Below are 12,583 nucleotides of genomic sequence, written 5' to 3'. Positions count from 1 at the left end.
CGTGGATCAGAGGACGACCTGGTGCACCCGGTCGTCCACGCCGCGTACGGCCAGCCAGGCGCTGCCGTTGGCGCCGGCGGCGGCCCCGGGCGCACCCCGGAACGCGTCGGTGGCGAACTCACCGCGCCGGAACCAGCCGCCCCAGGAACCGTCGGTCAGGTTGCGCTGCCAGAGCCGGTTGTCGGCGGCCAGCGCGAACAGGTAGACCCGACCGGAGGTGGCGAGCAGGGTCGGGCTGCCGCTGGTGGTGCCGCCCAGGTTGGTCCAGGCCGACCAGGTGGTGCCGGTCCGGCTGCTCCACCACACCTCGTCGGTGCGGCTACGGACCGCCACGTGCAGCACACCGGCGTCGTCGACGACGGCACTCGGCCGACCGTAGAACGGCCGGTTGTCGGGGGCCCCGACGCTGGTCCAGCCGGCGTTCGGCGTCCGCGACCAGAGCTTGCCGTCGGCACCGCGGGCGACGAGCGTCCACTGTGTCGGGCTGGTCCAGGCCACCGTGGGCGCGTCGGTCAGCGTGCCGCCGAGGCTGCGCCACGGCCCCCACGCACCGGCCACGTAACTGCGCTGCCAGGCGGCGTTGTCGGTGCCGCGGACGAAGACGTCGAGCCGCCCGCCCGCGGAGCCGTACGCGGCCGGCTGGCCGAGGATCCGGCCGCCCACCGGGCCGCCGAGCGAGGTCCAGCGGGTGCCCCACGTCGTACCGGAGCGGGTGTTGACCGCCAGCGCGCCCTGCGCGTCGCGGACGAAGGCGGTGGCGTGCGTGTCGTCCACCCGGACCAGCGCCGGGCTGGCGCTGGCGGTGCCGCCGAGGTCGGCGCCGGCGACCTGGTCGGTGCCGGTCAGGCGGAGCATGGCCACCCCGTGCGCCGGCACCTCGACGGTGTACGAGCCGGTGAACGGCTGCGTGCCGGCGGTGCCCGGCTGGGCGTCCACGGTGGAGCGGGTCCACAGGTCACGGACCTGGACCGACCCGCCGAGCGCGACGTCGGCGAAGTTCACCGTGATCCGCTGGGCGGTGTCGTGCCGGTTGAGCAGCGCGACGGCCCGCTTGCCGGAGCCGGCGAGTACCTTGCTCCAGACCTGCGCGTCGGTGCCGGTGTCGGCGACCTTGACGCCTTGACGGACCAGTGGGTCCTGGTCGACCGCGATGATCTCCGGGTTGGTCAGCGCCGAGATCATCTCCTGCGGAAGGCCGCGCGGGTCGGAGCCGATCACCAGCGGCGCGGCCATGATGGCCCACATGCCGAGCTGTGTCTTGGACTCCTCGAGGCTCAACTCGTACCCGCCGTCGGGCAGTGGGCGCATCGGCAGCAGGTAGTCCGGGTCGTTGTAGTGCCCCGGGCCGGTGGCCGCCGGGTGGTACGCGTTGACGTCCATGTTGCGCAGCACCCACGGGTACGCCCACTGCGGGGTCGGGTCGGTGAGCCCCACGTCGGTGTAGGTCCGCCAGGAGTCGGCGATGGTGGGCGCGTACGTGTAGCTCCAGGTGGAGAGCTGCTCCGGGGGGTACGGGCCGCCGCCCCAGTCGGAGCTGACCGGGTTGCAGATGTTGAGCAGCATCGGGCGTGGTGACTGGCGTACCGCCTCGGCCAGCTCCCGGAAGGTGGTCTCCGGGTCGAGGCCGGCGGCCCGGCCGCAGAGCCAGTCGGCCTTGAGCGCGTCGAAGCCCCAACCGGCGAACTGGGCGATGTCGGCCTGGTAGTGGCCGTTGCTGCCGAGCCCGCACTGCCCCGGCAGGTACGGTCCGGCGTCGGTGTAGATGCCGGCCTTCATCCCCTTGCTGTGGATGTAGGACGCCAGCGCGGCCATCCCGCCGGGGAAGCGGGCCGGGTCGGCGACGAGCTGGCCGGCCTCGTTGCGCGGGGTGGGCGCGGCCCAGTTGCCGTCGATCCAGACGTAGGTGTAGCCGGCGTCCCGGAGGCCACTGCGGACCATGTAGTCGGTGACCGACCGCACCTCGGCCTCGGTGGGATCGCCACCGAGACCGAAGTAGGTGTTCCAACCCTGGTAGGGCGTCGGGGCCAGTCCGCTGTTGAAGAAGGTCGGCGCGCCCTGGTCCTCCGCGCCGGTGGCGGCCGGGGCGGGACCGGGGCGGGCGGGCCCATGACCGGCCTGCGGTGGGTCGGCGTGGGGTGGGCCGGCCATCGCCGGCATCGGGCTGACCAGGCCCAGGCCGAGCACGGCCAGGGCGGCGGTCAGCTGTCGGTTCAGGCGCATGGAGGTACTCCTGTCCCTCGGGGGTGGGGGTGGTGGTGCTCCGGCCTCAGTCGCGGGTCAGCACGATGAGGTCGGCGTCGTGGGTCGCGCTCCACTGCACGGGCAGGCCGACGGCGGCGAGGTGGCTGCCGGAGTAGTGCCGATCGCCGTGCGAGTAGCGGGCCGCCGGGTCGAGGCCGCGCAGCGGCAACCGGACGGGACGGGACGGAAGCAGCCCGGCGCCGTCGAGCCGGCCGGTGTGCCAGGCCAGGACGACCACCCGGCTCTCGTCCGGCGCGGTGTACTGCACTGCACAGCGGGCCTGGTCGGGGCCGCCGATCAGGTGCACCTCGCCGTGCGTGACGACGTCCCGGATCTCCTTGTAGCGGGCGATCCAGTCGGCCGCCTCGGCCCGCTCGGCCGGGGTCCACGCCCGGATGTCCGCGCCGATGCCGAGCACCCCGGCCATCGCCAGGACGAACCGGAACGCCAGCGTTCGCGGCCGGGGGTCGAACAGGCCGGGCGCGTCGGTGACCCAGGAGCTGAGCAGGTGCGGGGCGTTGGCGTGCAGGAAGCCGTACTGGATGGCCAGCCGGTCCAGCGGGCCGGTGTTGTCGCTGGGCCAGAAGACGTCGGCTCGGGCGGCCATCGCCAGGTCGGTCCGGGCGCCCCCGCCGGCACACGCCTCGATCAGCACACCGGGATGGTCCCGGCGCAGCCGCTCGTAGATCCGGTGCAGGTTGGCGACGTGCGCGCCGTCCAGGTCGAGCGGGCCCACCCCACCGGGTCGGCCCGGCTCGGTACGCGGCCGGTTGAAGTCCCACTTCAGGTAGTCGATGTCGTACCGGCGCAGCAGACCATCGACGGTGGAGTGCACGAACTCGGCGACCTCCGGCCGACCCAGATCGAGCAGGTACTGGTTGCGGACCGGGGTGAGTGGCCGGCCGTCGACGGAGTAGACCCAGTCCGGGTGCTCGGCGTACAGCGACGACTTCGGGTTGACGCACTCCGGCTCCACCCAGAGCCCGAAGTTCAGCCCGAGCGCGCGGACGTCGGCGATGAACGCGTCGAACCCGGCCGGGAACTTCGCCGGATCGGGCGTCCAGTCGCCGAGACCGGCGGTGTCGTCGTTGCGACCGACGAACCAACCGTCGTCCACGACGAAGGTCTCCACGCCCAGCTCGGCGGCGATCCGGGCGAGCGCGAGCTGACTCTGCGCCTCGACGGCGAAGTAGGTCGCCTCCCAGGAGTTGTAGAGCACCGGGCGTCCGGTCAGCCGCTCCCCGGCCAGCTTCCGCTGGTGGGTGTGCCAGACCCGGGCCAGCCCGTCCAGGCCGTCCGGGCTGTACGCCCCGGTGACCACCGGCAGGGAGAGCCGCTCGCCCGCGGCCAGCTCCAGCGGGCCGTCGACCAGCTGACGGCCGATCCGTACCCGGGTCAGGCCGCCGGTGTCCCGCTCGGCGCTGATCTCCCACGAGCCGGTCCAGGCCAGCGCCATCGCCCACGCCGGGCCGGTCGGCTCGGCGGTGTCGCGGACGGCCAGCCAGGGCACGTGCAGGTGCCCGGGTACGCCCTGGGAGCTGCCGATGCTGAAGGCGCCGTGGCCCAGCTCGACGTGGGAGAGCTGGAACTCCTGCGCCCACTGGCCCCACTGGTGGCTGAGCAGCGCACCGTGCGGCGTCGGTACGCAGAACCCGCCCGATCCGGCCCGGATGACCCGCAACGCATTGGTGCCGTCGTTGGTCAGCTCGACCCAGCGCTGCACCACGTCGGTGCCGGCGGGCACCCGGTAGTGCACGGTGGCGCGCAGCCCGGTGACCGGGTCGGCGAAGTCGACGGCCAGCTCCCGCTGGTCGGCGTCGATCCGCGCCTCGGTGTGGACGAAACCCACCCGTCGCTGCCCGTTCGCGGTCTCGATCACCAGGTCCGCGCCGGTGAACGGACGGTCGGCGTCGGTGGCGTACTCGATGGGGGCGGCGTCCCCGGCGGTGAGGAACGGGACCGGGCCGTCGTAGCCGACCGGCGAGGGCCCGTCGGAGACACCGTGCGGCCCCCACGCGACGAGTTCCAGCCAGCGTCCGTGCGCGGGCACCCGCACGGTGTACTCGGTGTGCGTGCCGCGCAGCGTCCAGCGCTGCCCGGACTCGGCGGTCACTTGACCGCTCCGAGCGCCAGACCGGAGACGAAGTGCCGCTGGAAGCGCAGGAACACCGCGACGGTGGGGACGGCCGCGATGACCGTGCCGGCGGCGATGACGTTCCAGGACGAGACGAACTGGCCCTGGAGGGCGAGCAGCGCCGGGGTGACCGGCATGTTGTCGTCGGTACGCAGCACGGTGATCGCCCAGAGCAGGTCGTTGAAGATCCAGGTGAAGGAGAGTGCCCCGAGGGCGGCCAGCGCGGGTCGGGTCAGCGGCAGCATCACCCGGGTGAAGATCTGTGCCGTGCCGGCGCCGTCGATGGTGGCCGCCTCCTGGATCTCACCCGGCAGGTCCCGCATGAAGCCGTGCAGGACGAAGGTGTAGAAGCCGAGCCCGAAGCCGACCTGCACCGCGATCAACGCCCAGAGCGTGTCGTACAGGCCGGTCAGCTCGCTGAACTTGGCCACCGGGATGAGCAGGATCTGTGGTGGCAGCAGGTTGCCGGCGAGCATCAGCAGCAGGATGGTCCGCCGCCCGGGGATCCGGAAGCGGCTCAGTGCGAACGCCGCCATCGCGGCCAGGCCCAGGCTCAACACCACCGACGGAACGGTGACCAGCATGCTGTTGATCAGCGCGCGCAGCTCGCCGCCGTCGGTCCACGCCTGCCGGTAGGTGTCCAGGGTGAACGACCGGGGCAGGCTGCCCACGCCGTGCGCGGCGATGTCGTCGAACGACCGGGTGGACATCACCACCACCCAGAGCACCGGGCCCAGCCAGAGCAACGAGAGCAGGATCATGCCGGTGTGGAAGGCCCCGGTACGGAGCTTGTTCATGACGCTTCCTCCCGGAACGCGCGGACCAGGTAGCCGAGGATGACGGCCAGCGCGAGCACGAAGATCACGACCGCGATCGCCGAGGCGTAGCCCAGCCGCAGGCTCTGGAACGCGGTCGAGTACATGTAGGTGCTGAGCAGCTCCGACGAGTGGTACGGACCGCCCTTGGTCAGCGACCAGACGATGTCGAACGAGCGCAGCGAGTCGATCACGATGACCGACAGCACCACGGCGTTGACCCCGCGGAGCTGGGGGATGGTGACGTGCCGCAGCCGCTGCCAGGAGTTGGCACCGTCCATCCGGGCCGCTTCGTGCAGCGCCGGGTCGATCGCCTTCAGGCCGGCCAGGAACAGCACCATCACGTACCCGATCTGTCGCCACAGCGCCGGCAGGATCACCGCGTACAGGGCGGTCTGCGGGTCGGCGAGCCAGGGCCGGATCAGCTGCTCCAGACCGACCGCCCGCAACAGCGTGTCGGCGATGCCGTCGGGTTGGTAGAAGACCCGCCAGACCAGCGCGGTCACCACCAGCGAGAACACCACCGGCGTGAACAGCGCGGCCCGGTAGAAGCCGACACCGCGCCGCTCCTTCTGCAGGACGAGGGCCATCCCGAAGCCACCCAGCACGGAGAGGCCGCCGAAGAGCACCAGCCAGATCACCGTGTTGAGCAGCGCACCCCGGAAGGTGGCGTCGCCGGCCAGCTCGACGTAGTTGTCCGTGCCGACGAAGGTCGGGGGCGTCATCCCGTCCCAGCGGGTGAGGGAGAACCAGAAGCCCTGGATCGCCGGCCAGAACACCCAGACGCTCTCGACCACGAACGGCACCAGGACGAACGCCACCAGCAGCGGCGACAGTCGAGCCGACCGTCGCCGCCGGGTGGGGGTGACCGAAGTCGTGGAGATCGTTGCTGTCACGTCAGCCCTTGAAGACCTTCTCGGCGCCGGCCTGCCACTCCCGCAGGATCGCGTCGATCTGGTCCGGCTTGTCGATGAACTTGGTCAGCGCGGTGTCCGCGGTCGGCTGGAGCGCGTCGCTGGAGTCGCGGTTGAAGAACTGGGTCAGCTCCTTGGCCTCGCCCAGCATCGCCTTGCCCTTGGCCACCAGCGGCGAGTCCGATGCCTTGGCCTTGGGGTTGGCTGGCAGCACGATGCCCGAGCTGGCCTTGACGTACGCCTCCTGGGCCTCGACCCCGGCCAGGTAGCTGAGCAGTGCCTTGGTGCCGGTCGGGTTGGCGGTCTTCGCGCTGGCGAAGAAGCCGTCGGTCGGCGCCTCCTCGGCCAGCGGCACCGCCGGGTCGATGATCGGGAACCGGAAAAAGTCCAGGTCACCGAGCGCGTCCTTGGGTGCCGCGTCGGCGAAGAAGGTGCCGATCAGGAACATCCCGGTCTTGCCGGCCAGCAGCGCGGTGGTCGCCTCCTGGAACGGGTACGCCTTGCCCTTGGGGTCGAAGTAGGGCAGGGCCTCGCGCCAGCGGGTGAAGACCGCCTTGACCTTCGGATCGTCGAAGCGCTGCTTGCCGGCGAGCAACTCGCGGTGGAACGGCGCGCCGTTGATCCGGATGTTGAGGTAGTCGAACCAGGCCGAGGCCACCCACGGGGTGTCGCCGAGGCCGATGCCGATCGGCGGGATGCCCTTGCCCTTCAGCGTCTCGCAGAGCGCCAGGAACTCGGTCCAGGTCTTCGGCTCCTGCACGCCCCACTTGGCGAAGTTGGACTTGCGGTAGAAGAAGCCCCACCAGTAGTTGTTCATCGGCACGAAGATCTGCTTGCCGCTGGCGTCGGTGGAGAGGGTACGCAGCGACTCAGGGTAGTCACCCAGCGACTTCCAGACGTCGGAGACGTCCAGCAGCAGGTTCTTGCTGGCGTAGTCGTTGGCGACCGAGCCCGCGTACCAGGTGTAGAGGTCCGGCGGGTTGGCCGAGGTCAGGTAGGTCGGCAGCTGGGTCCGGAAGGTCTCCGAGGCGATCGTGTTGAGGCTCGCCGTGCCCTTGCCCTGCGCGTTGAAGGTCTCGATCAGCTTCTCCATCGCGACCTTGGCCTGCGGCGAGGAGAGGTTGGACTGGATGGTGACCGCGCCCGAGCCATTGCTCGTCGTCGGCCCGCTGGCGGAGCTGGCGCACGCGCTGAGGAACGAGCTGGCGCCGAGCGCGCCCAGGCCGGCGAGCCCGAGGTGGCCAAGGAATCGCCGGCGACCGGGGTCGAAGTCGCTCACGGAGGTATCCCTTCCTTTACGACACGCAGCGTCACCGCGCGATGTGTCGTCCATGTGAATGCTGTGACGAGAAGGTTGCATCGACCCTCGCCGGCTGTCAAGATATCTTCGTAATTAATGATTAGACGAGATCAAGGCGAGGGTCAGGTGGATCAGCCTATGCGCCGGCTTGAAGGCAAGAACGCGCTGGTCACCGGCGCAATGGGTGGGATCGGCGCGGCCACCGCCCGGCGGCTTGCCGCCGAGGGAGCAGCGGTAGCGCTGTTCGACGTGGCCGACCCGGCCCCGCTGGCCGCAGAGTTGACCGCGCGTGGCGACCGAGCACTGTCCGTAGTGGGCGATGTCAGCGACGAGGCCGACTGGACGGCCGCCGTGACCGCCGTACGGGATCGCCTCGGCCCGGTCGACATCCTGGTCAGCACCGCGTACGCCGTGCGGGTCGCCCCGGCGCACGAGACCAGCCGACAGTCCTGGGACCACCAGCTCGGCGTCAGCCTCACCGGCTCCTTCCTCGGCGTCCGCGCCTGCCTGGACGACCTGCGGGCGCGCTCCGGTGCGGTGGTGCTGATCTCCTCGGTGCACGCGTTGGTCGGGTTGCCCGGCCGCCCCGCGTACGCCGCGGCCAAGGGTGGCCTGGTCGCGCTCGGCCGTCAGCTCGCCGTGGAGTACGGCCCACAGGTTCGGGTCAACACCGTGCTGCCCGGGCCGATCCTCACCGCCGCCTGGGCCGAGGTGTCCGAAGAGGACCGACAGCGCAGCGTCGCGGAGACCGTCGCGAAGCGCTTCGGCACACCGGACGAGGTGGCCGCGACGGTCGCCTTCCTCGCCTCACCGGACGCCGCGTACATCACCGGCGCGAGCCTCGTGGTGGACGGTGGCTGGACAGCGGTGAAAGCCTCGGCCTGAGAGATCGATACCGACCAGCGAAAAGGCCAGGAGCATTGGCACAGTACGCACGCCGCGGCGTCCACGGGCAGACCGTCGAAGCGATCGCCCGGCGCATCCTCACCGGCGAGATCGCCGCTGGCGCGACCCTGAACATCGTCGCGTTGCAGGAGGAGTTCGACGTCAGCCTCACGGCGCTCCGCGAGGCGCTGAAGGTCCTCTCCGCCAAGGGCATCGTCGACGCCCGGCAGAAGCGCGGCACCTTCGTCCGGCCCCGCTCGGATTGGAACCTGCTCGACGGTGACGTGATCCGCTGGCAGTTCGCCGAGGGCACCGACCAGCGGTTGCTCGACCAACTGCACGAGGTGCGCGCCATCATCGAGCCGGCCGCCGCACGGTTGGCCGCCACCCGGGCCACCGAGGACGACCTGACCGCCCTCGACCGGGCACTGGCCGAGATGGCCCAGGCCAACGGCGATCCCACCGCCGCCATCGCCGCGGACCTCGCCTTCCACCGCGCCCTGCTCGCCGCCACCCACAACGAGTTGCTGGAGCGGATGGAGGTGGTGATGGAGACCGGGCTCGCCGAACGGGACCGTCTGGTGCACGGCGGCACCGCGCACGACGACCCGGTGCCCAGTCACCGCGCGGTGGTCGACGCGCTGCGCGAACGGGACGAGACAGCGGCCGAGACCGCGATGCGTGAGTTGCTGGACAAGGCCGTCCGCGACGTCGAGAAGGCACGGGGACGAAGGGGCAGTCAGTGAAGATCGAGCGGGTCGAGACCTTCCTGGTCGCGCCACGGTGGTTGTTCTGCCGGGTGGAGACCGACGACGGGCTGGTCGGGTGGGGTGAGCCCGTGGTCGAGGGCCGCGCCGAGGTGGTCCGCAGCGCGGTCGAGGTGCTCTCCGAATACCTGATCGGCGCGGATCCCCTGCGCATCGAGCAGCACTGGCAGGTGCTCACCAAGGGGGGCTTCTACCGGGGCGGGCCGATCCTCTCCAGCGCGGTCGCCGGCCTCGACCAGGCCCTCTGGGACATCGCCGGGCAGGCGTACGGTGCGCCGGTGCACGCGCTGCTCGGCGGGCCCGTCCGCGACCGGGTGCGGATCTACTCGTGGATCGGCGGAGACGAGCCCGACGAGGTGGCCGACGCCGCCGCCGCGCAGGTCGCCGCCGGCCTCACCGGCGTCAAGATGAACGCCTGCGGGCGGCTCTCACCCATCCCCACCTCGGCCGAGGTGGACGCGGTCGTCGGCCGGGTGGCCGCCGCCCGCGAGGTGCTGGGCCCCGACCGGGACATCGCGGTGGACTTCCACGGTCGCGCCGGAATGGCCGCGGTGCGCCGGATCCTGCCCGAGCTGGCCGCCCTGCGCCCGTTCTTCGTGGAGGAACCGGTCCTGCCCGACCAGGCCCACCACCTGGGCGACATCGTCGCCAGCACGCCGATCCCGGTGGCCACCGGCGAGCGGCTCTACGGTCGCTCCGAGTTCCTCGGCCCGTTGCAGGCCGGGGTCGCCGTGGTCCAACCGGACCTGTCGCACGCCGGTGGGATCTCCGAGGTCCGCCGGATCGCCGCGCTCGCCGAGACGTACGGCGCGCTGCTCGCCCCGCACTGCCCACTCGGCCCGATCTCCCTGGCGGCCAGCCTCCAGGTGGCCTTCGCGACGCCGAACTTCCTGATCCAGGAGCAGAGCATCGGCATCCACTACAACGCCGGCTCGGAGTTGCTGGACTACCTCATCGACCCGGAGCCGTTCCGGTTCGTGGACGGGCACATCGCCCGCTTCGACCGGCCCGGTCTGGGCATCACCGTCGACGAGGCGGCGGTGCGCAAGGCCGCCCAGACCCCGCACGCCTGGCGCAACCCGGTCTGGCAGCACACCGACGGGTCGTTCGCCGAGTGGTGACCGGCGCGAGGCCGGTGGCGCTGCGCGTGGCGTACGACGCGGCGCACGGCGGCCGGTGGACGAGCCTGCACGGCGGCGGCCGGGAATGGCTCTGGCGTGGCCCGGAACCCGGCCGGCACGAGGTACGCCCCGACGACGCGTTCGTCGACGCCGGTGGGCTGGAGGAGTGCCTGCCCACCGTGCGCGGCGAGCCCGACCACGGCGAGGTGTGGTCGCGGCCGTGGCGGCCCGCCGGCCCCGGCACCGTGGTCATCGAGCGGCCGACCTTCACCCTCACCCGCCGGATCAGCGACGAGGGCGGCGCGGTGGTGGCCGACTACCGGCTGGCCGCCGACCCCGGGTACCGGTTCGTCTGGGCCGCGCACGCCCTGCTCGATCTCTCCCCCGCAGCCCGCCTCGACGCGCCCACCGGCACCCCGACCCGATTGCACCCGGAGGCCGCCGCGCTGCTGCCACCGGGCGCCTGGCCCACCGGCGACCCGTGGCTGACCGGGCCGTGGCCGGCCCCGGCCGGGCTGGCACTGGACCGGTTCGGCCCGGACGACGGGACCGCGCTCGGCGCGGTGCTGCTCGACTGCGCCCGGGTCCAGGTGCTCGACGGGATCGACCTGCTGACCCTGGAGCTGGAGTGCGCGGACCAGCCCCGCAGCACCGCGCTCTGGCGCAACCTCGGCGGCTGGCCGGCCAGCGGCCCCTACCGCAGCGTCGGCGTCGAACCGATGCTCGGCCGCGCCTTCGACCTGGCCGACGCCGGCCCCGACGACGCGGCGGTCGTCCCGCCCGCCGGGGAGGTCACCTGGCGACTCACCATCTCCGCCCACCGCATCCACTGAGGACACCCGTGATGAACCTGCTCGACGAGCTGCGTACCCATCGACTGCTGGCCATCGTGCGCGGCCCGGACCCGGCCGCGGCGCTGACCGCGGTGCTCACCCTGGCCGAGAGCGGCGTCGCCCTGGTCGAGGTCTCGTTGACCAGCGCCGACGCGTTCGACATTCTTCGACGGGCCCGGGCCGCTCTCGGGCCGGACTTCGCCCTGGGCGCGGGCACCGTGCTCAGCGCCGAGGACGCCCGCGCGGCGGCCGACGCGGGCGCCGGTTTCCTGGTCACCCCGGCGATCGCAGCGAGCCTCGCCGAGGGCGGCCGACTCGGGCTGCCGGTGCTCGCCGGTGCGCTCACCCCCACCGAGGTGGTGCAGGCCACCGATGGCGGGGCAGCCGCGATCAAGCTCTTCCCGGCCTCCCTCGGCGGGCCCGACTACCTCGGCGCCCTGCGCGACCCGTTCCCCGGCACCGCGTTCGTGCCGGTCGGTGGGGTCGACGCGGACGGCGCCCACCGCTACCTCCAGCGGGGCGCGACGGCGGTCGGCGTCGGATCCCCGCTGCTCGGCGACGCCGTCCGCGGCGGCGACCTGGCGGCGCTGCGCCAGCGCGCCAGCGCCTTCCTCGCGGCGGTGCGGCAGTGACCGACCTGCTCACGCTCGGCGAGACGATGGCGGCCTTCCGCACCACCGGGCCACTGCGACTGGGCGGCACCGCCGGCATCTCCATCGCCGGGTCCGAGTCGAACGTGGCGATCGGCCTGGCCCGGCTCGGCCACCAGGTTGCCTGGATCGGCGTCACCGGCGCCGACGAGGCCGGCGAGCTGGTCCGCCGTACGCTACGCGCCGAGGGTGTCGACCTGACCTGGGCGCGGGTCGACCCGACCGCCCCGACCGGGCTGATCCTCTTCGAGAACCGGGTCGCCGACATCAACCGGGTCACCTACCACCGGGCCGGGTCGGCCGGCTCCCGGCTGGGCCCGGCCGACGTGACCCGCGCCTTCGACGCACCCGGGCCGCCACCCCGGCTGCTGCACGTCACCGGCATCACCTGCGCGCTCGGTGTCGAGCCTTACCAGGCGGTGGTGGCGGCCGTGCGGTGCGCCCGCGCGGCCGGCAGCACGGTCTGCCTGGACGTCAACCACCGCAACCGGCTCTGGTCGGTCGCCGAGGCCGCCGACGCGCTGCGTCCGCTGCTGCCCTCGATCGACCTGGTGGTCGCCTCCGACGACGAGCTGGCCGTGCTGACCGACGCGACCGATCCGGCCACGGCGCTACTCTCGGCCGGCGTCACCGAGGTCGTCGTCAAACACGGCGGCGACGGGGCGACCAGCCACAGCGCCACCGGCACGATCCACCGTCCAGCCCGGACGGTGCCGGTGGTGGACACCGTCGGCGCGGGGGACGCCTTCGTCGCCGGGCTGCTCTCCGGCTGGCTCGACGGCGCCGACGCGTCGGGCCGGCTGGACCGGGCCGTCACCACCGGCGCGTTCGCGGTCGCCACGCGGGGCGACTGGGAAGGTCTGCCCGATCGGGCCGAGCTGGCGCTGCTCGACCACGGCCCCGGCGGTACGGTCCGCTGACAA

Annotated in this window: 11 protein-coding genes; 6 read left to right on the top strand and 5 right to left on the bottom strand. The window is 72.4% G+C overall.

Translation table 11 applies throughout. The annotated features are described in order from the left end of the window. Positions 1-6: 6 nt before the first annotated feature. Genes ACIBF8_RS00155 through ACIBF8_RS00135 form a run of 5 tightly spaced genes read right to left on the bottom strand, consistent with a single transcriptional unit; the run spans position 7 to position 7,383 of the window. Positions 7-2,220: a glycoside hydrolase family 27 protein gene (locus ACIBF8_RS00155; protein ID WP_396780129.1), complete on the bottom strand. Its 2,214-nt coding sequence runs from the start codon at positions 2,218-2,220 to the stop codon at positions 7-9. A 46-nt stretch (positions 2,221-2,266) separates the two neighbouring features. Next, positions 2,267-4,354 (bottom strand): alpha-galactosidase, encoded by a 2,088-nt coding sequence (locus tag ACIBF8_RS00150; protein ID WP_396780128.1) that lies wholly within the window; start codon positions 4,352-4,354, stop codon positions 2,267-2,269. Further along, entirely contained in the window at positions 4,351-5,172 is an 822-nt protein-coding gene (locus ACIBF8_RS00145) for a carbohydrate ABC transporter permease (RefSeq protein ID WP_396780127.1), read from the bottom strand. Before ACIBF8_RS00145 ends, ACIBF8_RS00150 begins: the two co-directional genes overlap by 4 nt. Next, entirely contained in the window at positions 5,169-6,086 is a 918-nt protein-coding gene (locus ACIBF8_RS00140; RefSeq protein WP_396780126.1) for a carbohydrate ABC transporter permease, read from the bottom strand. Before ACIBF8_RS00140 ends, ACIBF8_RS00145 begins: the two co-directional genes overlap by 4 nt. A gap of 1 nt (position 6,087) precedes the next feature. Continuing rightward, the gene (locus ACIBF8_RS00135; protein ID WP_396780125.1) at positions 6,088-7,383 is read right to left on the bottom strand and encodes an ABC transporter substrate-binding protein; all 1,296 of its coding nucleotides are present in this window, start codon (positions 7,381-7,383) and stop codon (positions 6,088-6,090) included. Between the two features lie 159 nt (positions 7,384-7,542). Between ACIBF8_RS00135 and ACIBF8_RS00130 the strand changes: the two genes are divergently transcribed. Genes ACIBF8_RS00130 through ACIBF8_RS00105 form a run of 6 tightly spaced genes read left to right on the top strand, consistent with a single transcriptional unit; the run spans position 7,543 to position 12,580 of the window. Then, a complete protein-coding gene (locus ACIBF8_RS00130; protein WP_396780124.1) occupies positions 7,543-8,289 on the top strand; it encodes an SDR family NAD(P)-dependent oxidoreductase in 747 nt (248 codons plus the stop codon). A 35-nt stretch (positions 8,290-8,324) separates the two neighbouring features. Then, a complete protein-coding gene (locus ACIBF8_RS00125) occupies positions 8,325-9,035 on the top strand; it encodes a FadR/GntR family transcriptional regulator (RefSeq protein WP_396780123.1) in 711 nt (236 codons plus the stop codon). Continuing rightward, positions 9,032-10,177 carry a galactonate dehydratase gene (gene dgoD / locus ACIBF8_RS00120; protein ID WP_396780122.1) on the top strand — a complete coding sequence of 382 codons (1,146 nt, stop codon included), beginning with the start codon at positions 9,032-9,034 and terminating at the stop codon, positions 10,175-10,177. The genes ACIBF8_RS00125 and dgoD overlap by 4 nt, the downstream gene beginning before the upstream one ends. A 14-nt stretch (positions 10,178-10,191) precedes the next feature. Beyond that, the gene (locus ACIBF8_RS00115) at positions 10,192-11,010 is read left to right on the top strand and encodes a hypothetical protein (protein ID WP_396780121.1); all 819 of its coding nucleotides are present in this window, start codon (positions 10,192-10,194) and stop codon (positions 11,008-11,010) included. 11 nt (positions 11,011-11,021) lie between these two features. Then, entirely contained in the window at positions 11,022-11,642 is a 621-nt protein-coding gene (locus ACIBF8_RS00110) for a bifunctional 4-hydroxy-2-oxoglutarate aldolase/2-dehydro-3-deoxy-phosphogluconate aldolase (protein ID WP_396780120.1), read from the top strand. Continuing rightward, positions 11,639-12,580 carry a sugar kinase gene (locus tag ACIBF8_RS00105; RefSeq protein ID WP_396780119.1) on the top strand — a complete coding sequence of 314 codons (942 nt, stop codon included), beginning with the start codon at positions 11,639-11,641 and terminating at the stop codon, positions 12,578-12,580. Before ACIBF8_RS00110 ends, ACIBF8_RS00105 begins: the two co-directional genes overlap by 4 nt. The last annotated feature ends 3 nt before the right edge of the window (positions 12,581-12,583 follow it).

Source organism: Micromonospora sp. NPDC050276, assembly GCF_044459545.1.
Taxonomy (GTDB): domain Bacteria; phylum Actinomycetota; class Actinomycetes; order Mycobacteriales; family Micromonosporaceae; genus Micromonospora.
Note: the sequence above shows the minus strand (reverse complement) of the source record. Positions and strands in the feature narration are given on the sequence as shown.